The organism is Pseudomonas sp. MSSRFD41, assembly GCF_014230245.1.
Classification (GTDB): domain Bacteria; phylum Pseudomonadota; class Gammaproteobacteria; order Pseudomonadales; family Pseudomonadaceae; genus Aquipseudomonas; species Aquipseudomonas piscis.
This window is the reverse complement of sequence record NZ_JACKZK010000005.1, coordinates 23,498-47,855: the sequence shown is the minus strand read 5'-3', so window position 1 is coordinate 47,855 and position 24,358 is coordinate 23,498. Positions and strand designations below refer to the sequence as shown.

The 24,358-nt window shown below is 61.7% G+C and carries 23 protein-coding genes; 17 read left to right on the top strand and 6 right to left on the bottom strand.

What is annotated here, in order from left to right; translation table 11 throughout:
• The first annotated feature begins 84 nt into the window (after nucleotides 1-84).
• Complete coding sequence (locus H7A76_RS10525; RefSeq protein ID WP_185698422.1) at nucleotides 85-1,569, top strand: helicase HerA-like domain-containing protein; 1,485 nt, start codon at nucleotides 85-87, stop codon at nucleotides 1,567-1,569.
• 1 nt (nucleotide 1,570) lies between these two features.
• Here H7A76_RS10525 and H7A76_RS10520 read toward each other — a convergent pair whose 3' ends face one another.
• The gene (locus H7A76_RS10520) at nucleotides 1,571-2,026 is read right to left on the bottom strand and encodes a DUF721 domain-containing protein (protein WP_185698421.1); all 456 of its coding nucleotides are present in this window, start codon (nucleotides 2,024-2,026) and stop codon (nucleotides 1,571-1,573) included.
• A 323-nt stretch (nucleotides 2,027-2,349) separates the two neighbouring features.
• On the opposite strand from H7A76_RS10520, the gene secA reads away from it, so the two are divergent.
• From secA to H7A76_RS10505, 3 genes are all read left to right on the top strand, one after another.
• Nucleotides 2,350-5,091 (top strand): preprotein translocase subunit SecA, encoded by a 2,742-nt coding sequence (gene secA, locus H7A76_RS10515; RefSeq protein ID WP_185698420.1) that lies wholly within the window; start codon nucleotides 2,350-2,352, stop codon nucleotides 5,089-5,091.
• A 120-nt stretch (nucleotides 5,092-5,211) separates the two neighbouring features.
• A complete protein-coding gene (argJ, locus tag H7A76_RS10510) occupies nucleotides 5,212-6,429 on the top strand; it encodes a bifunctional glutamate N-acetyltransferase/amino-acid acetyltransferase ArgJ (RefSeq protein ID WP_185698419.1) in 1,218 nt (405 codons plus the stop codon).
• A 114-nt stretch (nucleotides 6,430-6,543) separates the two neighbouring features.
• Nucleotides 6,544-7,488, top strand: coding sequence for a Nudix family hydrolase (locus tag H7A76_RS10505; RefSeq protein WP_185698418.1), 945 nt, complete (start codon nucleotides 6,544-6,546; stop codon nucleotides 7,486-7,488).
• 45 nt (nucleotides 7,489-7,533) lie between these two features.
• Here the strand turns inward: H7A76_RS10505 and H7A76_RS10500 are convergent, their stop codons facing one another.
• From H7A76_RS10500 to H7A76_RS10490, 3 genes are read right to left on the bottom strand one after another with little or no spacing between them, the layout of a single operon-like run.
• A complete protein-coding gene (locus H7A76_RS10500) occupies nucleotides 7,534-8,109 on the bottom strand; it encodes a cob(I)yrinic acid a,c-diamide adenosyltransferase (RefSeq protein ID WP_185698417.1) in 576 nt (191 codons plus the stop codon).
• Nucleotides 8,110-8,111: 2 nt separating this feature from the next.
• Nucleotides 8,112-10,148, bottom strand: coding sequence for a HAMP domain-containing sensor histidine kinase (locus tag H7A76_RS10495; RefSeq protein WP_185698416.1), 2,037 nt, complete (start codon nucleotides 10,146-10,148; stop codon nucleotides 8,112-8,114).
• 45 nt (nucleotides 10,149-10,193) lie between these two features.
• Nucleotides 10,194-11,111, bottom strand: coding sequence for a putative 2-dehydropantoate 2-reductase (locus tag H7A76_RS10490; protein ID WP_185698415.1), 918 nt, complete (start codon nucleotides 11,109-11,111; stop codon nucleotides 10,194-10,196).
• 143 nt (nucleotides 11,112-11,254) lie between these two features.
• On the opposite strand from H7A76_RS10490, the gene H7A76_RS10485 reads away from it, so the two are divergent.
• Nucleotides 11,255-11,740 carry a YajQ family cyclic di-GMP-binding protein gene (locus tag H7A76_RS10485; RefSeq protein WP_185698414.1) on the top strand — a complete coding sequence of 162 codons (486 nt, stop codon included), beginning with the start codon at nucleotides 11,255-11,257 and terminating at the stop codon, nucleotides 11,738-11,740.
• A 138-nt stretch (nucleotides 11,741-11,878) separates the two neighbouring features.
• Nucleotides 11,879-12,718, top strand: coding sequence for a mechanosensitive ion channel family protein (locus H7A76_RS10480; RefSeq protein ID WP_185698413.1), 840 nt, complete (start codon nucleotides 11,879-11,881; stop codon nucleotides 12,716-12,718).
• A 271-nt stretch (nucleotides 12,719-12,989) separates the two neighbouring features.
• Here the strand turns inward: H7A76_RS10480 and H7A76_RS10475 are convergent, their stop codons facing one another.
• Nucleotides 12,990-14,327 (bottom strand): OprD family porin, encoded by a 1,338-nt coding sequence (locus H7A76_RS10475; RefSeq protein ID WP_185698412.1) that lies wholly within the window; start codon nucleotides 14,325-14,327, stop codon nucleotides 12,990-12,992.
• A 927-nt stretch (nucleotides 14,328-15,254) separates the two neighbouring features.
• Here H7A76_RS10475 and H7A76_RS10470 point away from each other — a divergent pair.
• Entirely contained in the window at nucleotides 15,255-15,680 is a 426-nt protein-coding gene (locus H7A76_RS10470; RefSeq protein ID WP_185698411.1) for an HIT domain-containing protein, read from the top strand.
• A gap of 3 nt (nucleotides 15,681-15,683) precedes the next feature.
• Nucleotides 15,684-15,890, top strand: a complete 207-nt coding sequence (locus H7A76_RS10465; RefSeq protein ID WP_185698410.1) for a SlyX family protein — start codon at nucleotides 15,684-15,686, stop codon at nucleotides 15,888-15,890.
• 57 nt (nucleotides 15,891-15,947) lie between these two features.
• Here the strand turns inward: H7A76_RS10465 and H7A76_RS32605 are convergent, their stop codons facing one another.
• Nucleotides 15,948-16,553 (bottom strand): cold-shock protein, encoded by a 606-nt coding sequence (locus H7A76_RS32605; RefSeq protein WP_185698409.1) that lies wholly within the window; start codon nucleotides 16,551-16,553, stop codon nucleotides 15,948-15,950.
• A gap of 461 nt (nucleotides 16,554-17,014) precedes the next feature.
• Here H7A76_RS32605 and H7A76_RS10455 point away from each other — a divergent pair, with 461 nt between their 5' ends.
• The 9 genes from H7A76_RS10455 to tolQ all read left to right on the top strand — a co-directional run bounded on the left by H7A76_RS10455 (nucleotide 17,015) and on the right by tolQ (nucleotide 24,352).
• Entirely contained in the window at nucleotides 17,015-17,488 is a 474-nt protein-coding gene (locus tag H7A76_RS10455; protein WP_185698408.1) for a Dps family protein, read from the top strand.
• 181 nt (nucleotides 17,489-17,669) lie between these two features.
• The gene (locus H7A76_RS10450; RefSeq protein WP_010457489.1) at nucleotides 17,670-17,891 is read left to right on the top strand and encodes an FmdB family zinc ribbon protein; all 222 of its coding nucleotides are present in this window, start codon (nucleotides 17,670-17,672) and stop codon (nucleotides 17,889-17,891) included.
• A 96-nt stretch (nucleotides 17,892-17,987) separates the two neighbouring features.
• Complete coding sequence (aspS, locus tag H7A76_RS10445) at nucleotides 17,988-19,763, top strand: aspartate--tRNA ligase (protein WP_185698407.1); 1,776 nt, start codon at nucleotides 17,988-17,990, stop codon at nucleotides 19,761-19,763.
• A 113-nt stretch (nucleotides 19,764-19,876) separates the two neighbouring features.
• Nucleotides 19,877-20,623 carry a YebC/PmpR family DNA-binding transcriptional regulator gene (locus H7A76_RS10440; RefSeq protein ID WP_185698406.1) on the top strand — a complete coding sequence of 249 codons (747 nt, stop codon included), beginning with the start codon at nucleotides 19,877-19,879 and terminating at the stop codon, nucleotides 20,621-20,623.
• Nucleotides 20,624-20,752: 129 nt separating this feature from the next.
• Nucleotides 20,753-21,277, top strand: a complete 525-nt coding sequence (ruvC, locus tag H7A76_RS10435) for a crossover junction endodeoxyribonuclease RuvC (protein WP_022640512.1) — start codon at nucleotides 20,753-20,755, stop codon at nucleotides 21,275-21,277.
• Between the two features lie 114 nt (nucleotides 21,278-21,391).
• Nucleotides 21,392-22,000, top strand: a complete 609-nt coding sequence (gene ruvA / locus H7A76_RS10430) for a Holliday junction branch migration protein RuvA (RefSeq protein WP_185698405.1) — start codon at nucleotides 21,392-21,394, stop codon at nucleotides 21,998-22,000.
• Entirely contained in the window at nucleotides 22,001-23,059 is a 1,059-nt protein-coding gene (gene ruvB, locus H7A76_RS10425) for a Holliday junction branch migration DNA helicase RuvB (protein WP_185698404.1), read from the top strand.
• Nucleotides 23,060-23,199: 140 nt separating this feature from the next.
• Nucleotides 23,200-23,667, top strand: a complete 468-nt coding sequence (gene ybgC / locus H7A76_RS10420; RefSeq protein ID WP_185698403.1) for a tol-pal system-associated acyl-CoA thioesterase — start codon at nucleotides 23,200-23,202, stop codon at nucleotides 23,665-23,667.
• Nucleotides 23,657-24,352: a protein TolQ gene (gene tolQ, locus H7A76_RS10415; protein WP_022640508.1), complete on the top strand. Its 696-nt coding sequence runs from the start codon at nucleotides 23,657-23,659 to the stop codon at nucleotides 24,350-24,352. Before ybgC ends, tolQ begins: the two co-directional genes overlap by 11 nt.
• Nucleotides 24,353-24,358: the final 6 nt, after the last annotated feature.

Here is a 24,358-nt window from a genome sequence, read left to right as displayed (position 1 = left end):
ACCTGACCTTTATTTCAGATACTTCTTATCCATCATTTCTTCATATCGACCGTGTAAGGCCAAAGATTAACCAGGGGTGACAAAATGCCTGACTTATCGCAACTCATCATCGGCGCCGGCCTCGACGGCCAGCCGATCGCCCAGGCCATGCGCCTGGCCAACCGCCATGGCCTGGTGGCGGGCGCTACCGGTACCGGCAAGACCGTCACCCTGCAGCGCCTGGCGGAGGCTTTCAGCGATGCCGGGGTGGCGGTCTTCGCCGCGGACATCAAGGGCGATCTCTGCGGGCTGGGCGCCGCGGGCAATCCCCAGGGCAAGGTCGCCGAGCGGATTGCCGGCATGCCCTGGCTCAACCACCGGCCCCAGGCCTATCCCGTGACCCTGTGGGATATCCATGGCCAGTCCGGTCATCCGCTGCGCACCACCCTGAGCGAAATGGGGCCGCTGTTGCTGGGCAGCCTGCTGGAGCTCACCGACAGCCAGCAGTCGGCGTTGTATGCGGCGTTCAAGGTGGCGGATCGCGAAGGCTTGCTGCTGCTGGATCTCAAGGATCTCAAGGCACTGCTCAACCACCTCAAGGACAATCCGCAACTGCTGGGCGAAGACGCGGCATTGATGACCACCGGCTCCAGCCAGGCCCTGTTGCGGCGCCTGGCTACCTTGGAGCAGCAGGGGGCCGAATCGCTGTTCGGTGAGCCGGCCTTGCAACTGGAGGACATCCTGCAGCCGGCCGCCGACGGTCGGGGGCGGATCCACTTGCTCGATGCCAGTCGCCTGGTACATGAGGCGCCGAAGGTCTATGCCACCTTCCTTCTATGGCTGCTGGCCGAGTTGTTCGAGCAGTTGCCGGAGCGGGGCGATGCCGACAAGCCGCTGCTGGCGCTGTTCTTCGACGAGGCGCACCTGCTGTTCGCCGGTACTCCCAAGGCCTTGCAGGATCGCCTGGAGCAGGTGGTGCGGCTGATTCGCTCCAAGGGCGTGGGGGTGTACTTCGTGACCCAGTCGCCGGGGGACCTGCCGGATGACGTGCTGGCCCAGCTGGGCTTGCGCATCCAGCACGGTCTGCGGGCGTTCACCGCCAAGGAACAGAAATCGCTGCGGGCGGTGGCCGATGGTTTTCGGCCCAATCCGGCATTCGATGCGCTCTCGGTGCTGACCGAACTGGGTATTGGCGAAGCGTTGGTCGGCACCCTGCAGGACAAGGGCACGCCGGAGATGGTCCAGCGGGTGCTGGTGGCGCCGCCGCAATCACGGATCGGACCGTTGACCGAGGCCGAGCGCCAGGCCCTGATCGCCAGTTCGTCGCTACTGGGACGCTATGACAAGCCGATCGATCGTGAATCCGCCTATGAGGTGCTGATGGGGCGCAAGGCGCTGGCGCCGCAGGGGCAGGCTGAAGGCAGCAAGCCGGTGCCCGAGGAGCCGAGCCTGGCCGACCGGGCTGGTGAGTTTTTGGGGACCGCGGCCGGACAAGCCTTGAAGTCGGCGATGCGCCAGGCCGCCAATCAGTTGGGGCGGCAACTGGTGCGTGGGCTGATGGGCTCGTTGCTGGGCGGCAAGCGCCGCTGAGTCAGCTGCGCGGCTTGGCGTGGCTGGCCAGGCGCTCCAGGGCCGCGCGCAACTTGGGGTCGGATATGCCGTCGGCGGTGGCCTGGATGGTCTCGGCGGCGTTGTTCGACAGGTCTATGCCATGTCCGGTTGCTCCTCGCTGGACGGTAGGAGGCTGGACTTTGAACAGGATGCGCGTCAGTCGGGCGAATTCGTCGAATGCCTGGAGCTGGCGCTGCAGGCGCTTCTGCTGGTAGCGCAGGCGGGTGGCCCAGTGCCCGTCGGTGACGATCAGCAGCAGGCTGCCTTCGCGCCAGGACGCGACGTGGCAATGTTCGCGGGCCGCCGGCTGCAATTGGCTGTCCAGCAGGCGCTGCAGGTGCGCCAGGCGCTGGGCGTGGCCGAGTATGGCTTTGAGAGGCTTGGCTTCGCGAAGAAGAACGGCGGGAGGGCGCGCCGTAAGAGGGCGAAATGCCATGGTCAGAAACCTGAAGTTACAGAGCGGCCATGGTAACAGAAAGCGTCCGGCGCACTCGGTTCGTCATTTTCCCGTCTGGCTCTGAGCTGGTGATCCTTTGCTGATGGTGATCAGTAACTTCTGTGGGCAATGTACTTGAAGTTCAACGAAAAGCCCTTATTTTAGGTGGGCCCCGTCAAAGCGCTGTGCCAGCATCGTGGAATAACGCCACTTTCCTCACCATCGTTTCCGGGTAGAATGCTCGTTCGCATGCGGCCATGAGGGCTGCTCGGGCGACTCACCGGGGCCGCCCTCCAACCCTATGTGTGGAAGATCCTGCCGATATGTTTGCGCCTTTGTTAAAGAAACTTTTTGGAAGCAAGAACGAGCGTGAAGTCAAGCGCATGCTCAAGACGGTACAGATCGTCAATGCCTTCGAAGAGCAAATGGTGGCCCTTTCGGACGATCAATTGCGTGCCAAGACCGCAGAGTTCAAGGCCCGTATCGCCAAGGGTGAAACCCTCGACAAACTGTTGCCCGAAGCCTTTGCGGTCGCCCGTGAAGCCGGTAAGCGGATCATGGGGATGCGTCACTTCGACGTGCAACTGATCGGTGGCATGACCTTGCATGAAGGCAAGATCGCCGAAATGCGCACCGGCGAGGGCAAGACCCTGGTAGCGACCCTGGGTGTCTATCTCAACGCACTCTCCGGCAAGGGCGTGCACGTGGTGACGGTGAACGACTACCTGGCACGCCGCGACGCCAACTGGATGCGCCCGCTGTATGAATTCCTCGGCCTGAGCGTCGGCGTGGTCACGCCGTTCCAGCCACCGGAGGAGAAGCGCGCCGCCTACGCCGCCGACATCACCTACGGCACCAACAACGAATTCGGCTTCGACTACCTGCGCGACAACATGGCTTTCAGCATGGAAGACAAGTTCCAGCGCGAGCTCAATTTCGCCGTGATCGATGAGGTCGACTCGATCCTCATCGACGAAGCCCGTACTCCGCTGATCATCTCCGGCCAGGCCGAAGACAGCTCCCGGCTGTACACCGAGATCAACAAGCTGATCCCGCGCCTGGTGCAGCACGTCGAGGAAGTGGAAGGCCAGGTCACCAAGGCCGGCCACTTCACCGTCGACGAAAAGACCCGTCAGGTCGAGCTCAACGAAGCCGGGCACCAATTCATCGAAGAGATGCTGACCCAGGTCGGGCTCCTGGCTGAGGGCGAGAGCCTCTACTCGGCGCATAACCTGGGTCTCTTGACCCACGTTTATGCCGGTCTGCGGGCGCACAAGCTGTTCAATCGCAACGTCGAGTACATCGTGCAGGACGGCCAGGTGGTCCTGGTGGACGAGCACACCGGTCGTACCATGCCCGGCCGCCGTCTTTCCGAGGGCCTGCACCAGGCCATCGAAGCCAAGGAAAACCTCAATATCCAGGCCGAGAGCCAGACCCTGGCCTCGACCACTTTCCAGAACTACTTCCGCCTGTATACCAAGCTGTCCGGCATGACCGGTACCGCCGATACCGAGGCGTTCGAGTTCCACCAGATCTACGGCCTGCAGGTGATGGTCATCCCGCCGAACAAGCCGTTGGCGCGCAAGGACTACAACGATCTGGTGTTCCTGACCGCGGACGAGAAGTACGCCGCGATCATCAGCGACATCAAGGACTGCATGGCCAAGGGCCGTCCGGTGCTGGTGGGTACCGCCACCATCGAGACCTCCGAGCACATGTCCAACCTGCTCAACAAGGAAGGCATCGAGCACAAGGTCCTGAACGCCAAGTTCCACGAAAAGGAAGCCGAGATCATTGCCCAGGCCGGTCGTCCGGGGGCTTTGACCATCGCCACCAACATGGCTGGCCGTGGTACCGACATCCTGCTGGGCGGCAACTGGGAAGTGGAAGTCGCTTCCCTGGAGAACCCGACGCCCGAGCAGATTGCCCAGATCAAGGCCGACTGGCAGAAGCGCCACCAGCAGGTACTGGAGTCCGGTGGCCTGCAGGTCATCGCTTCCGAGCGCCACGAATCGCGGCGTATCGACAACCAGCTGCGTGGCCGTGCCGGTCGTCAGGGCGACGCCGGTTCCAGCCGCTTCTACCTGTCGCTGGAAGATAGCCTGATGCGCATCTTCGCCTCCGACCGGGTGAAGAACTTCATGAAGGCCCTGGGCATGCAGTCCGGCGAGGCGATCGAGCACCGCATGGTGACCAACGCCATCGAGAAGGCCCAGCGCAAGGTCGAAGGCCGCAACTTCGACATCCGCAAGCAACTGCTGGAGTTCGACGACGTCAACAACGAACAGCGCAAGGTGATCTACCACATGCGCAATACGCTGCTGGCCGCTGACAACATCGGCGAGACCATCGCCGACTTCCGCCAGGACGTGCTGAACGCCACCGTCAGTGCCCACATTCCTCCACAGTCGCTGCCTGAGCAGTGGGACGTGGCTGGCCTGGAGGCTGCGCTCCAGAGCGATTTCGGGGTGAACCTGCCGATCCAGCAATGGCTCGACGAAGACGATCACCTGTACGAAGAAACCCTGCGCGAGAAGCTGCTCAACGAGCTGATCGCCGCGTACAACGAGAAAGAAGACCAGGCCGGCGCCGAAGCGCTGCGCACGTTCGAGAAGCAGATCGTGCTGCGAGTCCTGGACGACCTGTGGAAAGACCACCTGTCGACCATGGACCACCTGCGCCACGGGATCCACCTGCGTGGTTATGCGCAGAAGAACCCCAAGCAGGAGTACAAGCGCGAGTCCTTCACCCTGTTCTCCGAATTGCTGGATTCCATCAAGCGCGACTCGATCCGAGTGCTGTCCCACGTCCAGGTGCGTCGCGAAGATCCGGCCGAGGAAGAGGCGCGCCTGCGCCAGGAAGCCGAGGCCCTGGCCCGTCGCATGCAGTTCGAGCACGCCGAGGCTCCAGGCCTGGACCAGCCCGAAGCCATGGAAGAGGGTGTCGAGGTCGACGTGGCCCTGGCTTCCGCGCCGGTACGCAATGAGCAGAAGCTGGGGCGCAACGAACTGTGCTATTGCGGTTCGGGCAAGAAGTACAAGCACTGTCACGGCCAGATCAACTAAGATCCTCGCCAGACACTGAAACACCCACGCCGTGACGGCATCAGCCGTCGCGGCGTTTTTCCATTTGCAGCACCGTCTTTCATGCCGACGGTGCATCCATTTGATGAGAGGAGCGCATTCATGGCTGTTGGTCTTGGTCCTTTGCCAACGTTGCACCCGGTTGCCGGTTTCGAACTCGGTATCGCCTCGGCCGGTATCAAGCGCCCCGGGCGCAAGGATGTGGTGGTCATGCGCTGTGCCGAAGGCTCGACAGTGGCCGGGGTGTTCACCCTCAATGCGTTCTGCGCCGCGCCGGTGATCCTCGCCAAGCAGCGTGTGCAGGGCCCGGTGCGGTACCTGCTGACCAATACCGGTAATGCCAACGCCGGTACCGGTGAGCCAGGCCTGGCGGCAGCCAGCCGTACCTGTGCCAAGCTGGCGGAACTGACTGGGGTCGATGCCAGTGCCGTGCTGCCGTACTCCACCGGGGTCATCGGCGAGCCGCTGCCTGTGGAGAAGATCGAAGGTGCCTTGCAGGCCGCCCTGGACGACCTGTCCGTGGACAACTGGGCCGCTGCCGCCACCGGGATCATGACCACCGATACCCTGCCCAAGGGCGCCAGCCGCCAGTTCCAGCATGACGGCGTGACCATCACCGTCACCGGCATCAGCAAGGGCGCGGGAATGATCCGGCCGAACATGGCGACCATGCTTGGCTACATCGCCACCGACGCCAAGGTCTCCCGCGAAGTGCTGCAAAACCTGCTGCTGGACGGTGCCAACAAGTCTTTCAACCGCATCACCATCGACGGCGACACCTCCACCAACGACTGTTGCATGCTGATCGCTACCGGCCAGGCCGACCTGCCGGAAATCACCGAGGCCAGTGGCCCGTTGTTCGGCGCGTTGAAGCAAGCGGTGTTCGAGGTTTGCATGGATGTGGCCCAGGCCATCGTCCGCGACGGTGAAGGCGCCACCAAGTTCGTCACTGTCCAAGTCAACGGCGGCGGCAACCCCCAGGAGTGCCTGGACGTGGGCTACACCGTGGCCCACTCACCGCTGATCAAGACGGCGCTGTTCGCTTCCGACCCGAACTGGGGACGGATCCTGGCAGCCGTGGGACGTGCCGGCGTGCCGGACCTGGATGTGAGCAAGATCGACGTGTTCCTCGGCGAAGTCTGCATCGCCAGCCGTGGCGCTCGGGCTGCCAGCTATACCGAGGCCCAGGGGGCGGCGGTCATGCAGCAGGAAGAGATCACCATCCGCATCGAACTGGGGCGTGGTACCTGCAGCGAAACCATCTGGACCACCGACCTGTCCCACGAATACGTGAAGATCAACGCCGAGTACCGTACCTGATACTCGCTGTGGCCGCCCCGGGATCTTCCGGGGCCGGCCTTCGCGCTTGGCAACCATCATTTTTCATCGGCTGGGCACCCAGGCCGGCCGAATGACGGACCAGAGGAAAACGCGGTGAAACGAGTGCATGTGGCAGCGGCCGTCATCCGGGATGCCAATGGCAAGATCCTGATCGCCCGACGTGCCGATACTCAGCATCAAGGGGGCCTTTGGGAGTTTCCCGGGGGCAAGGTCGAGACCGGGGAAACCGTGCAGGCGGCATTGGCCAGGGAGCTGCAGGAAGAACTGGGCATTGCCGTGCAGGCTGCACGTCCCCTGATCAAGGTGCAGCACGATTATCCGGACAAGCAGGTATTGCTGGATGTATGGGAGGTCTCGGCCTTCAGCGGCGAGCCCCATGGTGCCGAAGGCCAGCCCCTGGCCTGGGTCAGCCCGCGGCAACTGGGCGATTATGAGTTCCCGGCGGCCAACCAGCCGATCGTCGCGGCAGCGCGTTTGCCCGAGCACTACCTGATTACGCCCGAAGGCCTGGAGACCCCGGCCCTATTGCGTGGCATGCAGAAAGCCATTGCCAATGGCTGCCGGCTGATCCAGCTGCGGGCGCCCGGTGGCTACGATCCGCAGTATCGTGACCTGGCGGTGGATGCGGTGGGCCTGTGCGCCGGCAAGGCGCAGTTGATGCTCAAGGGACCTTTCGAGTGGCTGGGGGACTTTCCGTCGGCCGGCTGGCATATGACGTCGGCCCAACTGCGCAAGTATGCCAGCGCCGGGCGTCCATTCGGCAAGGATCGCTGGTTGGCGGCCTCTTGCCATGACGCCGAGGAATTGGCCCTGGCGCGGCAGATGGACGTGGACTTCGTGACCCTGTCGCCGGTGCAGCCGACCCAGACCCATCCCGATGCCCAGCCCCTGGGCTGGGAGCAGGCCGGGCAACTGATCGTCGGCTTCAACAAGCCGGTGTACCTGCTAGGCGGCGTGGGCCCGGCCCAGTGCGAACAGGCCTGGGCCAGCGGCGCCCAGGGTGTGGCCGGCATCCGCGCCTTCTGGCCGCAGGGTTGAGCCAGGCAACGGCTTGCTGGTGCCTCACCGCCAAGCCGTTGCCCATCACGGCTTGGCGGCGGCCTGCCAGAGGATCTCGGTGATGCCCTGGCGCTTGGCAATCAAGCGAGCAGCGACGAACAGCAGGTCCGACAGGCGATTGATGTAGGCCAACCCGACCTCCGGCAGCGGTTCGATCGCATTGAGTTGCTGGCAGCGGCGCTCGGCGCTGCGGGCCAGGCTGCGGCAGACATGGGCCTGGGCGATCAGCATCGAGCCTCCGGGAAGGATGAAGTTCTCCAGCGGGCCCAACTCCTCGTTCCAGCTATCGATGGCCGCCTCCAGGCGCTGCACTTCCAGCTCATCGAGCGCCTGGTACACCGGCATCGCCAGCTCGCCGCCAAGATCGAACAAGCGATGCTGGCAGGGTGCCAAGACCTCGATCACCTGGGCCAGCCCCGGATAGGCCATGCGCTGTTCTTCCAGGCCAGCCAGGAGCAGGCCCAGCTGGCTATTGAGGGTGTCGACTTCGCCGATGGCCTCGATCCGTGGATGATCCTTGGGCACTCGGCGCCCATCCCCCAGGCCGGTTTCGCCCTTGTCGCCGGTGCGGGTGTAAATCTTCGACAAGCGAAAACCCATGTCTAGTTCTCCAGTGGTAGCGGTGCTTGGACCGGGGGCTGGTTGCTGGCCAGGGGCAGGCGCAGGGTGAAGCAGGTGCCTTGGCCCCGGGTCGATTGCACCTCCATCTGCCCTTTGTGGTTGTTGGTGATGATGAAGTACGACACCGACAGGCCAAGGCCGGTGCCCTGGCCGATCTCCTTGGTGGTGAAGAATGGCTCGAAGGTACGCTTGCGCACGTTCTCGTTCATGCCGATGCCGTTGTCCTCGACTTGGATTTCCGCCCAGGGCGGATTGAGCCGGGTGCGCAGGATGATTCGTCCCGGCTCGCTGTCATCCTCGCGCTGGTGAATGGCCTGGGCGGCATTTTTCAGCAGGTTGAGCAGCACCTGCTCCAGTTCGTTGGCGGTGCCGGGAACCGGGCCCAGGTTCGGATCGAACTGGCGGATGATCGCCTGGCCCTTGAAGTCGAAGCCGATCGCCAGGTCGAAGTCGTTGCCGGCGATCTCCACCGCCTGGTCGATCAGCGCTGGCAAGTCGCAGGGCGCCATCTGCCGGTTGCTACGGCGACTGAAGCTGAGCATGTGGGTGACGATCTTCGCCGCTCGGGCTCCTGCTTGTTGAATGCCGTCGAGCAGTTGCGGGACTTCGCGGCTTTCCAGGTAATGGTTGACGGTTTGCAGCTCGACCCCGCTCTGCTGGGCATATTCGAGGTTCTTCGGCAGGTCCGGGGACAATCGGCGGCGGATGTTCTGCACGTTATGCAGGATCGCCCCGAGAGGGTTGTTGATCTCGTGGGCCATGCCGGCCGCGAGGCCGCCTACCGAGAGCATCTTTTCCGACTGCACCATCATTTCTTCCAGGGACAGGCGCTGGGTGATGTCGTCGATACGGATCACCACGCCGCGTCCGGCGCCGCCCATCAGGGGGTAGAAGGTCAGGGCATAGTGCCTGGCCTCTTCATCCTTGAACCAGGTGACCCGCTCGATCTTGGCCACCGTGTGCTGTTCCACGGTTTCCTTGAGCTGGGGCAGGAATGGCTTGAGCGGTTCGAAGGCCAGGAAGATCGGCTGGTTCAGGGCCTCGTCCAGGCGTGTCCCGGACAGGGCGCTGGCCTCCTGGTTCCACTGAGTGACGTACAGTTGTTCGTCCAGGGCGATCAATGCCGAGGGCATGGAATCGATGATGCTGTTGAGGTAGTTCTGGAAACCGGTGAGCTTCTTCTCGATCTTGCTGCGTACCTGGACTTCCAGTTCCAGCTTGCGGTTGGTATGGCGGGTCTCTTCGGCCAGTCCCTGGGCCTGGTCGTAGGCGGCTTGGGAGTCGTCCCGGGCGCGCTTGAGCTGCTGCTCCCGGGCCTCGATCCGCGACAGCATGGTGTTGAAGGCTTCTGCCAGGCTGCCGATTTCATCGTGGTTGCCGCGGGCCGCGCGAAGGGCGTAGTTCTCTTCGCGGGTGACCTGGCGCGACAGCTCTTCGAGCTGGTGAATCGGCTGGGTGATCAGGCGCTTGATCTGCCGGGCGATGATCAGCCACAGCAGCACGCTGAAGATCAAGATACCCAGGCTGGCGGTGAGGGTGCCGGTATAGAAGGCCATGGGCAGTTCGCTGGTGGCCACCAGCAGCAGGTGGCCCGGCTCCTGGCCCGGGCGGGGCAGGGGGATCACCTGGTTGCTGCGAAACTCGGTCAGTTGCCAGGCCTCGATATGCCGGTAGCGCTCGGGGAGCTTGAGGCGATCGCCGTGCTGCAGCTGGGCGATGCGCTGGCCGCTGCCGTCATAGATGGCCGCTGCGCGCAGGGGCGAGTAGCTGTCGAGTTCGTTGAGTAGCCGTTCCGCATCATGGGGCGAATTCAGCGCCTGGAGCGACAGGGTCGGGTTGGACACCAGCCGGCCGATGGTCTGCAAGGCCTGGGGCGCCATGCTCTCCTGGGAGATCCAGTAGGCGGCACTGATGAAGGTCAGGTTGGCGACCAGCAGTACTGTGGTCAGCAAGACAAGCAGGGCCGCCAGGAGCTTTTGGCCCACTGGCAGGTTTTCGAGGCGCTGGCGCAATGGCATCGGCTATATCGCTGGAAATGAGCAAGTGGGCAGCGTAGCCGCTGCTCAGTCGCTGGGCAATCCGTGCTGCAGAAGGTGTTCCTTGAGGCGCAGTTGCAATTGCTGCAGGTGCGGCAGTGCCAGGCGATGGCGGCTGGCGACTGCGCAAGCGTGGCCCAGCAAATAGCGGATTTCGGTACGCCGCCGGTTGGCCACGTCCTGGTACATGGAAGAGTAATTGGCGGCGGTGGCCTGGATCACCCGTTCGACTTCCTGTTGCAGGCCCTGCGCGGCATCGGGTTGCCCGCAGCATTGCAGCAGTTCGCCCAGTTCGGCACACAGCGTGGCGACTTCACACCGGTGTTGCTGTAGACCACCATTGCGGCAGTCGTGCAGTACTGTCAGGGGATTGATCGCGCAGTTGAGCGCCAGCTTGCGCCAGAGTCGGGTGAGGATCTGGGTGGTCCATTCATGGGGAATGCCGCTGGCACTGAGTTCATCCAGCCAGATCGGCGCGGTGGGGTGGCAGGCATCGCCGAGCCAGGTATAGCCATGCCCGGCGAACACCACGCGCCAGTCGCCATCGCGGAACGCTCCCTCGGTGCTGGAGGCGGCAATACAGCGTGCCCCGGGAACCCGGGCGGCCACGGCATCCTGGCTGCCCAGGCCATTTTGCAAGAGGATCAGCTCGGCTCCTGGAGCCAGGCGCGTGGCGATGCGCGCCACGGCCGCCTCGGCATCGTAGGCCTTGCAAGCCAGCAGCAGGCGCTGGATCGGTTGCGGGCTGTCGCAGGTTTCGCCGGGGATCGGATAAAGGCGGCTCTGGCCCTGTTCGACCAGGGTCAGGCCGCCAGCGACTTGGTAGTCCTGCAAGCGGGCCTGGTCCCGCAGGACCAGGCGCACCGGCAGGCCGGCGCGGGCCAAGCGTGTGGCCCAGAGAGTACCGAGACTGCCGGCGCCGAGGACGTGCCAGGTGGTGGACATCAAGTTTTCGCTCTGTTTGGCCGGCCCGGGGAGGGCACGCGGTGAAGGAGGGGAAAGACCCGTTATAATGAGCGCGGATTTTAACCGCAAGCCGGGCGTGTTCGATGTTCTGAACAGCGCCCCTTTTTTATTGGAGAGAGTACATGCCGTCGTTTGACGTGGTATCCGAACTGGACAAGCACGAAGTCACCAACGCGGTGGAAAACGCCGTCAAGGAGCTCGATCGCCGCTACGACCTGAAGGGTAAGGGCAGCTTCGAGTTCAAGGACAAGGAACTGACCGTCAACCTGACCGCTGAAGCCGAGTTCCAGCTGGAAGCGATGATCGAGATCCTCAAGCTGGCCCTGGTCAAGCGCAAGATCGACGTGCAATGCCTGGAAATCAAGGACGCCTATGCCTCCGGCAAGGTGATGAAGCAGGAAGCGGTACTCAAGGAAGGGATCGACAAGGAACTGGCGAAGAAGATCGTTGCCCATATCAAGGAAGCCAAGCTCAAGGTGCAGGCCGCCATCCAGGGCGAGCAGGTCCGGGTGACCGGCAAGAAGCGCGACGATCTGCAAGAAGCCATCGCCGCACTGCGTGGCAAGGAATTCGGCATGCCGCTGCAGTTCAACAACTTCCGCGATTGATCGGCGCCTCCGGGAACCTCTAGCTCTTGTTGGCGTCCGAGGCCGGAGCGATGGCAGAAACGATTGAGCTCCCCGGGATCCGGTCGTTCTGCCTGTCAGTCATGCATCCTGCGCAATCGCGGAAACCTGGAGAGATAGATGGATTTGAATGCTGAAGTAGACAACTTGGTCCGGGCTTCCCAGGCCTGGATTCCAATGATCATGGAGTACGGCAGTCGCGTGCTGCTGGCCGTGGTCACCCTGGCCATCGGTTGGTGGCTGATCAACAAGCTGACCCATAAAGTAGGCAGGCTACTGGCACTGCGTAATGCCGACCTGGCGTTGCAGGGCTTCATCAGCAGTCTGGCCAACATCGTGCTCAAGGTCCTGCTGATCATCAGCGTGGCCTCGATGATCGGTGTCGAGACCACTTCCTTCGTCGCCGCCATCGGTGCCGCCGGCCTGGCCATCGGCCTGGCATTGCAAGGCAGCCTGGCGAATTTTGCCGGCGGAGTGCTGATCTTGCTGTTCCGGCCGTTCCGTATTGGCGACTTCATCGAAGCCCAGAGCATCAGCGGCACCGTCGACAGTATCCAGATCTTCCACACGGTGCTGCGTACCGGCGACAACAAGACGGTGATCGTGCCCAACGGCAACCTGTCCAACGGCATCATCACCAACTACAACCGCCAGCCCACGCGCAAGGTGGTATTCGATGTAGGCGTGGATTACGACGCAGACTTGCAGAAAGCCCGGGAAGTGCTGCTGGAACTGGCCAAGGATGAGCGCGTGCTGGCCGATCCGGCGCCGGTGGCCGTGGTTTCGACCCTGGGCGACAGCGCCATCACCCTGTCGTTGCGCGTCTGGGTCAAGACTGCCGACTACTGGGATGTCATGTTCCAGTTCAACGAGTTGTCCCGTGATCGTTTGAAAGCCGCGGGTATCGATATCCCGTTTCCGCAGCGAGTGATCCGCGTGGTTCAGGAAGCTGCCGTGTAATAAGGCCGTTTCACAAGTTGGCTGTTCGGTCAGCTAATGTTGTTCTGGACAAGGGGCCATGGGCCCCTTGTTTATTTTAAGGCTTGGAAACTAAGTGGGTGTGTTGCAGGTTGATGAATATCAACTAGCGATGTACGGCTTATTAGTTAGCTTGCTATTTATAGGGCTCGCTCTGGTTGGTATTTTTACCGGCATAAAAAACCGCCGCACTATTTCAGTGCGGCGGTTCTTAATGATATCGCGTGTTGGCTTAATTAGCCGGATATCGGGATTACAAGATACTCAGCGGGTACTCGACGATGATACGTACGTCGTTGTTGTCGGACTGGTAACCGCTGTAGGCGGTATTGGCGCGATATACCGCGCTACGCAGGCGGAAGGACAGGTCCTTGGCCGGACCTTCCTGCATGACGTACTTGGTCTCGAAGTTGAACTCCTTTTCCTTGCCTTCGCCCAAGCCATTGGTGGAAATGTTGTCGCCGGTCACGTAGCGAGCCATGAAGCTCAGGCCTGGCACGCCATAGGTGGCCATGTTCAGGTCGTAGCGTGCTTGCCAGGAGCGCTCGTCGCGGCCCACGAAGTCGGAGATCTGGATGGAGTTGGCCACGAAGACCGTGCCGTTGCCGTCAACGCCGTAGTAGTAACCGTTGTCGCCGCTGGAACGCTGGTGGGCCAGGGTGAACTTGTGCGCGCCGAGGCTGTAAGCCGCTGCCAGGCTCCACAGTTTGTTGTCCACGCCCTTGCGACCGTCGCCGATCATGTCGACCAGGTCGCCACGCTTGTCGCCTTCGGTCTTGTAGCCGTTGAAGTCGAAGTTCAGGGACTGCGACTCGGCGATCGGCAGGGTGTAGTTCAGGTTGATGTACTGCTTCTTGAAGTACTGGTCGACCTTGGAGCCTGCCAGGGTGCCGGTGAAGTTGTCAGTGAAGGCGTAGGTGGCGCCGAAGATGTTCGCCGAAGGCAGGCCTTTGGCGCCATTGCCATTCTCGTCTGCCACGCCGCCGATGCTGTCCTTGCCCATGCCGGTCTGCTTGCTCAGTGCGGTGAAGCGACCAGCGCTCAGTTCCAGGCCCTTGATTTCCTTGCTGGTGATCAGGGTGCCTTCGGCCACTTCCGGCAACAGGCGGCTGTCGTCGGTGGCGAATACCGGACTGGCGACGAATTGACGACCGTACTTGAGGGTGGTGTCGGAGAGGCGGAACTTGATGGCGGCACCCGTCTTGGACTGGGTCTTTTCCGGTTGGCCGTCGCCATTGACTGCGAACAGTCCGTTGCCGGCACGGCCTGCGCCGCCGTCCAGGCGAGCTGCGCCCATGGCCATGGCGTCCACGCCGACACCCACGGTGCCTTGGGTGAAGCCCGATTCGTAGGTCAGCAGTTCACTGATACCGGTGTCCTGGCGATAGCCGCTCTTGTAGCCGCCACCTGGCTTGGAAATGTTACCGGCGCCATTCTTGTAGTCGCGATTCATGTATTCCAGTCGGGTCTTGGACTTCAAGCTCTGATCTTCGAAGAAACCCTTGGACTCGTCCTGGGAGGACGCGATTGCGAACTGCGAGGTCCCTGCGGATACAGCCAGGGCGATCATGCTCCACTTCATCACGCGCATCGTGATTTGCTCCTTTGGTTTTTAGAAGACTATTGCCGTCCCACCTGTATTTTTATCTGGGCGGCTCTTTCTTTTTGTGTCGGCGCAAACTTATATCACGCTGACAATATTGGCGATACTTGCCTATCTATCCTTTCAGCTTCTTTACGACCCTGTCGCAAACTGCTCGATCGGTGTCGTAACTGTTCGGCCAAAATGCACTCGGTCCGACAAGTTGAATAGTACTTCTCGAGGGGATGTAAAGAGGCAATGAAGGCCCCCCATGCAAACACTTTCAAAGTACTTTTGGGGCAGCCCTGCCACTATTGTTATGAGTCTGTAGGGGCTCACTTTCGATGAGCCATCGCAGACGATTCCGGGCTGAATGCAACAAGCGTGCACAAATCCATTTTGTTCGGCGTTTTTTGTTCAAGGCGCCCTATGAACCTGTAAAAACCGCATAAAACCGCCGTCTTGGGTTGCTTTTCGTTTGGCTTGACGTGGCTGCCTCCCATGGTGCAGGGCTGTGCAATAAGTTGCACAGCTTTGCAAAATGTTACCGCCGCACACCGCGAAGTGAGTAAACGGCGGATGCTTGGGGTACTCAGCGTAGACCCTTTGTGCGGTTTTGGTGCAAGACCGCCGAAACGCGGTACGAGTCCAATGCGTTGTGGAACGCCAAGAACGAGAAACATCAAGGGCTTGCCTGGTCATGTTTCGAACATTCATCACGCATTGTGGGCAATTGGTGCGGGGCTTCGAAAAGGGTCCTGTTTCGGGGCGCATCGGGTTGCACGCAGTGGCTCCTTGCCAAATCGGGGGTGAGGGGCGCAGGCTCATTGCTCATGAAGCGCGAGGCGTTCGCAGGTATGCTGCGCCTCTGTCGCCTGGCAGGTGTCAGTAATACTGGACGGCCAGGCTGTAATGGGCTGAGCGGGAGCAAGCGCGGTGTTCACTTTAGATTCACGATTGCAGCAAGACACGTTAGTCATCGGGGATTTCCCCCTTTGCCGGCTGTTGCTGTCCAATGATGCAAACTACCCTTGGTTCATCCTGGTGCCGCGTCGCGAAGATATCAGCGAGTTGTTTCAACTGGATGTCACCGATCAGCAACAGCTGTGGCGAGAAACCACAGCGCTGGCCGAAGTGCTGAAGGACTCCTTCGATGCCGACAAGTTGAACGTGGCGACGCTGGGCAATGTGGTCAGCCAGTTGCACATGCATGTGATAGTGCGCAAGCGCGATGATGCGGCCTGGCCTGCACCGATATGGGGCAAACAGCCGGCCAAACCTTACAGCTCGGAGCAGGTTGCACAGATACGCGAGCGCTTGCGGCTGGTGCTGACCGATGATTTTCGCTTTCTGGAGGGCTGAATCATGAGTCTGGAAGCGCGGGTAACCGATCTGGAAAGTCGCCTGGCATTTCAGGATGACACTATCCAGGCCCTCAATGATGAGTTGGTGGCGCAGCATAAGGTGCTGGAGCGCCTGCAACTGCAGATGACGGCCATGCTCAAGCGCCAGGAGGAGATGGCCGGTCAGTTCAGCTCCTTCGAAGAAGAAGTCCCGCCTCCCCACTATTGAGGGGATCGCAGGGTAAAAAAAACCGCGCCTTTGGCGCGGTTTTTTTGCAATGGGCGCTCAGCGACGTGGTAGCGCTGCGATTACGTCCTCGGCTTGCAAGCCCTTATCACGATTCATCACCGAGAACTCTACGCGCTGGCCTTCGACCAGGACGCGATGGCCTTCGCCACGGATGGCGCGAAAGTGCACGAAAATATCGTCGCCGGAGTCCCGGGAGATAAAACCGAAGCCCTTGGAGGTGTTGAACCACTTCACGGTCCCGGTATCACGATTGCTCATGTCGTAGGCAGGTGAAGCCGCGGCGGCTGGTGACGATTTGTAGAAGCTCACGGCCAGGTGCAGGGCAACGGCGATCAATGCGGTCAGCAGGCTGACCAGGACTGCGGGTTGACCACCGATCACCGGCATGGGAGCCAGCAGGGTGAGGGTTTGCAGTACCACTACCAGGACCAGCAGGGCGCTGGCCAGGTTCTGCAGGTGCTGGCGCGGACCTTTGTTCCAGTGGGGAACAACTGGAGCCAGGGCCAGGTTGAGCAGGCCGAAAATGGCCAGGTAAAGAGCATCGGGTTGTTGCAGGTAGGGAACCGCGTCAGATCTTAGACTCGGAATCAAGGACAGCAGCAAGGCTGCAAGGCCTGTCAGCAGGTGGACGATTTTCAACATTTTGATTAACTCACGTTAAGAAGTAGCACTAAGGAAGAGCTGGTCGCGCACGGTTCGCTTTGGAAAAAAAAGGTTAAGGCGGGTACATGCGTGGTGTCAGCCTATGCGCGTTGGCCGAAGAAATAGGCAACAACGACACGGGCTCTATTTAACCGCAAAGCCCAGGCCTTCTCAAATCACCGGTGCTGGCTGGCGAGAGGAGGGCAGCCCCATCGTGGACGATGGTGATCCGGAGCATCAGGCAAAGGCCTGTGCTAGACAGGTGTTGGCGGATTTTCCAAGGAACGCAGGATTTCCCCCATGGTCAGATCAGGCTCGAGCCCAGCGTTTGACGGTCCGACTGGTCACGGGACAATCCACCGCAGGCCGCTCGGGGGACAGAGGCCGGCGCAAGGGCGAGGCTCTTGCTAGAGTGGTCCGGCAGCTGATTGGGTGGATTCATCTGGTTAACGGAGAGAAACATGGCAATTGATATCGGTATCAGCGAAGCGGATCGTAAATCCATTGTCGACGGCCTTTCCCGTCTGCTATCGGATACCTACGTGTTGTACCTCAAGACCCATAACTTCCACTGGAACGTCACCGGCCCTCAGTTCCGCACCCTGCACCTGATGTTCGAGGAGCAGTACAACGAACTGGCCCTGGCGGTCGACCTGATCGCCGAACGCATCCGTGCCCTGGGCTTCCCGGCTCCAGGCGCCTACTCCATCTACGCCAGGCTGTCCTCGATCAAAGAGGAAGAAGGTGTGCCGGCAGCCGAGGAAATGATCAAGCAACTGGTCAGTGGCCAGGAGGCGGTGACCCGCACCGCCCGCGGTATTTTCCCGTTACTGGACAAAGTCAGCGACGAACCCACGGCGGACCTGCTGACCCAGCGCATGCAGGTGCATGAGAAAACCGCCTGGATGCTGCGTTCGCTGCTGGAAAACGGTTAAGCCCTCCGCTACGGATGGCGCCTTGCGCGCCGTCCGTATCTGCGACGCGCATTGGTTGTGGGGCATACGGCTGCACAGGGCCGATTTAATGGATATAATCCCGCTCTTTGCTAGGTAGCCCGAGCTTTGGCGTGGGCTCTGGCTGTAGTTCAAGCAGTAACCTGATTGCCGAGACGCCCCCATGCCGATGTACGACTACCAATGCGCTTCCTGTGGTCATCAGTTGGAAGCCATTCAAAAGATCAGCGCCGCGCCGCTGGTCGACTGTCCTGCCTGCCAGGCACCTGAACTGAAAAAGATGCTGTCCATGCCCGGTTTTCGCCTGAGTGGCACCGGCTGGTATGAAACCGATTTCAAGACCGGCTCGAAGAAGAACCTGGCCGGTGGCGACAAAGCTGACTAAGTTGAACGACACGCGCGAGTTCTTGCACTATCCGGCACCCGAGGGGTGCGCAAGGCCTCCATCGAATTTCGAATTACGAGAAGTGAAACCACTACCATGATGCGCAGCCATTATTGCGGCCAACTGAACGAAAGCCTGGAAGGTCAGGAAGTAACCCTTTGCGGATGGGTCCACCGTCGTCGTGACCACGGCGGGGTGATCTTCCTCGATATCCGTGATCGTGAAGGCCTGGCCCAGGTGGTGTTCGATCCGGACCGCGCTGAAACCTTCGCGACCGCCGACCGCGTGCGCAGCGAATACGTGGTCAAGGTCACCGGCAAGGTACGCCTGCGTCCGGCTGGTGCCGGCAACGCCAACATGGCCTCGGGCATGATCGAGGTCCTGGGTTACGAGCTGGAAGTGCTGAACGACGCGGAAACCCCGCCGTTCCCGCTCAATGAATACACCGACGTGGGCGAAGAGACGCGCCTGCGCTATCGCTATATCGACCTGCGCCGTCCAGAGATGGCCGAGAAGCTGCGCCTGCGCTCGCGGATCACCAGCAGCGTGCGCCGCTACCTCGACGAGAACGGCTTCCTCGATGTCGAGACGCCGATCCTGACCCGCGCCACCCCTGAAGGTGCCCGCGACTACCTGGTGCCGAGCCGTACCCACGCTGGCAACTTCTTCGCCCTGCCGCAATCGCCGCAGCAGTTCAAGCAGCTGTTGATGGTGGCCGGCTTCGACCGCTACTACCAGATCGCCAAGTGCTTCCGCGACGAAGACCTGCGTGCCGATCGTCAGCCTGAGTTCACTCAGATCGACATCGAGACCAGCTTCCTCAACGAACAGGACATCATGGGCCTCACCGAGGGCATGATCCGCAACCTGTTCAAGGAAGTGCTGGATGTGGAATTCGGCGAGTTCCCGCACATGACCTGGCACGAAGCCATGCGTCGCTATGGTTCCGACAAGCCGGACCTGCGTATCCCGCTGGAACTGGTGGATGTGGCCGACCAGCTCAAGGACGTGGAATTCAAGGTGTTCAGCGGTCCGGCCAACGATCCGAAGTGCCGTGTGGCGGCCTTGCGCGTTCCTGGCGGGGCGAGCATGCCGCGCAGCAAGATCGACGACTACACCAAGTTCGTCGGCATCTACGGCGCCAAGGGCCTGGCTTACATCAAGGTCAACGAGCGTGCCAAGGGCGTCGAGGGCCTGCAGTCGCCGATCGTCAAGAACATTCCTGAAGCCAGCCTGAACGTGATCCTCGATCGCGTCGGCGCGGTCGATGGCGACATCGTGTTCTTCGGCGCCGACAAGGCCAAGATCGTCAGCGAAGCCCTGGGCGCGCTGCGGATCAAGGTCGGTAACGACCTCAACCTGCTGACCTGCGACTGGGCACCGCTGTGGGTCATCGACTTCCCGATGTTCGAAGAGAACGACGACGGTAGCGTCAGCGCCGTGCACCACCCGTTCACCGCGCCCAAGTGCTCGCCTGCCGAGCTCGAGGCCAATCCGGCCGAAGCCCTGTCCCGTGCCTACGACATGGTGCTCAACGGCACTGAACTGGGTGGCGGCTCGATCCGTATCCACCGCAAGGAAATGCAGCAAGCGGTATTCCGCCTGCTGGGCATCGAGGAAGCGGAGCAGGAAGAGAAGTTCGGCTTCCTGCTGGATGCCCTCAAGTATGGCGCGCCACCCCATGGCGGCCTGGCCTTCGGCCTGGATCGCCTGGTGATGCTGATGACCGGCGCGCAATCGATTCGTGAAGTGATCGCCTTCCCGAAAACCCAGAGCGCTGCCTGCGTCATGACCGAAGCGCCGGGTGCGGTGGATGCCAAGGCTCTGCGCGAGCTGCACATCCGTCTGCGCGAACAGCCAAAGGCTGAGTAAGCTGGCCCGACAAGGCGCACCTTCGGGTGCGCTTTTTCTATGGGGCGAGTTTTTGCTACCCGCCTGCCTGATGGCAGCGCTGGTAAGGTTTCAAGGAGAATTTGGAGCAAATTATGGCCGGTCATTCCAAGTGGGCGAACATCAAGCACCGCAAAGAGCGTCAGGATGCCAAGAGAGGCAAGATCTTCACCAAATGGATTCGTGAGCTGACCGTCGCAGCCCGCCAGGGTGGTGGCGAGCCCGGTTCCAACCCACGCCTGCGCCTGGCCCTGGACAAGGCCCTGGGCGCCAACATGAGCCGTGACATCATCGACCGGGCTATCGCCCGCGGTACCGGCGCTGCCGGCAGCGACGACGTGGTCGAGCTGACCTACGAGGGCTACGGTCCCAACGGCGTGGCAGTGATGGTCGAATGCATGACCGATAACCGCAACCGCACCGCGGCGGCGGTTCGTCATGCCTTCAGCAAGTGTGGCGGCAACCTGGGCACCGACGGTTCGGTAGCCTATCTGTTCGAGCGCAAGGGCCAGCTGACCTTTGCCGAAGGTGTTGACGAAGATGCGCTGATGGAAGCGGCGATGGAGGCCGATGCCGACGACGTAGTGAGCAACGAAGACGGCTCGGTCGACGTATTCACCTCCTTCGCCGGTTTCTATGGCGTGCGCAATGCCCTGGAAACTGCGGGCTTCAAGGCGGCGGATGCGGAGATCGTCATGCTGCCCACCACCAGTGCCGAGCTGGACCTGGACGGCGCAGAGAAGGTCTTGAAGCTGATCGACATGCTGGAAGACCTGGATGATGTGCAGAACGTCTATTCCAACGCGGATATTCCGGAGTCGGTCGCTGCCCAGTTGGGTTGATTTGACTGCACCGACCTTGAAGCCGGATGCGCAACGCCGCGATGATTGTGCGGCAGGGCGCTTCCGGCTTCGCTCTTTTCGCTATCCCGGTCATCCCCGGCAGGCCTTTTCACTTCAGCAGCAGGCGTTATGACTCTTATTCTTGGCATCGACCCCGGTTCGCGCATCACCGGTTATGGCGTGGTTCGCGACACCGGGCGCGGTTGCGTGTATGTGGCCTCCGGGTGCATTCGCACTGGCGCCGGCGAACTGCACGAGCGTTTGCAGATCGTCTATCGCGGGGTGCGCGAAGTGATCCAGACCTACGGACCGGTGACCATGGGCATCGAGAAGGTGTTCATGGCGCGTAATGCCGATTCGGCGCTGAAGCTCGGGCAGGCACGGGGCGCGGCCATAGTGGCCGCGGCTGAGGAAGGCCTGGAGATCGCCGAGTACACCGCTACCCAGGTCAAGCAGGCCGTGGCCGGCACCGGTGGCGCCAACAAGGAGCAGGTGCAGATGATGGTGATGCATCTGCTCAAGCTGACCGCCAAGCCGCAGATCGATGCCTCGGACGCCCTGGCCATCGCCATCTGTCATTCCCACACCCGTTCCAGCCTGTTGCCCCACGGCTTGGGGACGGCACGCAGTCGTGGCGGCCGCTTGCGTCTCTGATAGCATCGGCGCAGTCATTTCAAGAGTAGAACGTCGTGGTGCCAGAATGTCCGGCCCGGATGCCTGCTCAGTGAGTCGCCAGCGAACGCTGGCCATCGCCTTAAGGATTCGAACGTGATTGGACGCTTGCGCGGCACCTTGGCTGAAAAACAGCCGCCGCACCTGATTCTTGATGTCAATGGGTTGGGGTATGAAGTCGAAGTGCCCATGACCACCCTGTATCGCCTGCCATCGGTCGGCGAACCCCTGACCTTGCACACTCATTTGGTCGTGCGCGAAGACGCGCAGTTACTCTATGGCTTCGCCAGCAAGCGCGAGCGAGACTTTTTCCGTGAGTTGATCCGTCTTAATGGCGTGGGGCCGAAACTGGCCCTGGCCTTGATGTCCAGCCTCGAGGTGGACGAGTTGGTGCGCAGCGTTCAGGCCCAGGACACTTCGGCCCTGACCAAGGTGCCCGGGGTCGGCAAGAAGACCGCCGAGCGTTTGTTAGTCGAGCTCAAGGACCGGTTCAAGGCCTGGGAGGCGGTCCCGAGCATGTTCACCCTGGTGCCGAACCAGCCGGATGCGCCGATGCCGGTGGCCAGCGCCGAATCGGACGCCGTCAGTGCGCTGATTTCCCTGGGCTACAAGCCGCAGGAGGCTAGCAAGGCGGTCTCCGCGATCAAAGAGAAAGGCTTGAGCAGCGAAGAAATGATCCGTCGGGCCCTGAAGGGAATGATTTAAGTGATAGAAGCTGATCGTCTGATCGCCGCCACGGGCCCCCGTGAGCGCGAAGAAATCCAGGATCGGGCGATTCGTCCGGTCAGCCTGGCCGACTACATCGGCCAGCCTGGCGTGCGCGAGCAGATGGAACTGTTCATCCAGGCTGCCCGCGGGCGCAACGAATCCCTGGACCATACCCTGATCTTCGGTCCGCCAGGGCTGGGCAAGACCACCCTGGCCAACATCATCGCCCAGGAGATGGGCGTCTCGATCAAGAGTACCTCCGGGCCGGTGCTGGAGCGTCCCGGTGACTTGGCGGCGCTGTTGACCAATCTCGAGCCCCATGACGTGCTGTTCATCGACGAGATCCATCGCCTGTCGCCGATCGTCGAGGAGGTGCTGTATCCGGCTATGGAGGACTTCCAGCTCGACATCATGATCGGCGAGGGGCCGGCGGCGCGTTCGATCAAGCTCGACCTGCCGCCCTTCACCCTGGTCGGCGCTACTACGCGGGCCGGCATGCTGACCAACCCGCTGCGGGATCGCTTCGGTATCGTCCAGCGCCTGGAGTTCTATAGCATCACGGACCTGGCGACCATCGTCAGTCGTTCCGCCGGCATCCTCGGCTTGCCCCTGGATCCGGAGGGCGCCATCGAGGTGGCGCGCCGGGCACGGGGCACGCCGCGGATCGCCAACCGCCTGCTGCGCCGGGTGCGCGACTTCGCCGAGGTGCGGGCCAAGGGGCATATCACCAAGGCGGTGGCCGACCTGGCGCTGAACCTGCTGGATGTCGACGAGCGTGGCTTCGACCATCAGGACCGGCGTCTATTGTTGACCATGATCGAGAAGTTCGACGGCGGGCCGGTGGGGGTCGACAGTCTGGCCGCCGCGATCAGCGAAGAGCGCCATACCATCGAGGACGTGCTGGAGCCTTACCTGATCCAGCAGGGCTACATCATGCGTACCCCGCGTGGTCGGGTGGTGACCCGGCATGCTTACCTGCATTTCGGGCTGAACATTCCGTCACGATTGGCAGAAGCGCCCGTGGTAGACGAGTTTCTCGATGCCGTGGACGATTGATCGGACACACTTTTCGTCGACTTATTCGGAGTTTGTGCTGTCCTAGGGGCTGGCTACGTCGAAACTTCAGCAAAAGTCGTCCAAGAATGAAAAAACAGTTGCCTGGCCGGATTGGCAACCCGAGGAGTAAGCACTAGAGTATGCGCGCGCAAAACGGGCTTGAGCCGTTCGCACATCGTTGTCGCGTTTATTACGAGGACACCGATGCCGGCGGCATCGTGTATTACGTCAATTACCTTAAGTTTATGGAGCGGGCTCGAACCGAGCGGCTACGACACCTGGGCTTCGCCCAATCGCAGCTGGTGGGGGAGAACCTGTTGTTTGTCGTGCATTCCAGCGAAGCGCGTTACCACGCGCCGGCGCGGCTGGACGACGAGCTTCTGATCAGTGCCCAAGTCACCGAGCTGAACCGGGCCAGCCTGCGATTCACCCAGCAGGTCAGGCGGTCCTCGGATCACGTACTGCTCTGCGAGGGGCAGTTCCTGGTGGCCTGTGTACGTGCCGACAATTTCAAACCCCGCGCCATTCCAGACGCCCTGCGTACGGCCTTCGCCGACGAGGGCGGCGCGGGTACACACTCAGAGCAGGAGATAAAGCGTGGAAGCTAACGTCGTCGACCATTCCTCCATGTGGAGCCTGGTCAGCAATGCCAGCGTTGTAGTGCAGTTGGTAATGCTGACCCTGGTGGCCGCATCGGTGACTTCGTGGATCATGATCTTTCAGCGCAGCAACCTGCTGCGCGCCGGTCGACGTGCCCTGGAGAGCTTCGAGGAGCGCTTCTGGTCCGGTATCGACCTGTCCAAGTTGTACCGCCAGGCCGGCAGCAACCCTGACCCGGACTCCGGTGTCGAGCAGATCTTCCGTGCCGGCTTCAAGGAGTTCTCTCGCCTGCGCCAGCAGCCGGGCGTCGAGCCCGAGGCCGTGATGGAAGGCGTGGCTCGTGCGATGCGCGTAGCGATCTCCCGTGAAGAAGAGAAGCTCGAGCAGAGCCTGCCGTTCCTGGCCACCGTGGGCTCGGTCAGCCCATACATCGGTCTGTTCGGTACCGTGTGGGGGATCATGAACTCCTTCCGCGGCCTGGCTTCCGCACAGCAGGCGACCCTGGCCACCGTGGCCCCGGGTATCGCCGAAGCCCTGGTAGCGACTGCCATCGGCCTGTTCGCGGCCATCCCGGCGGTGATCGCCTACAACCGTTTCTCCGCCCGCGGCGAGACGCTGATCAGCCGCTACTACACCTTCGCCGACGAGTTCCAGGCGATCCTGCACCGCAAAGTGCACACCAGCGAAGAGTGAGCAGGT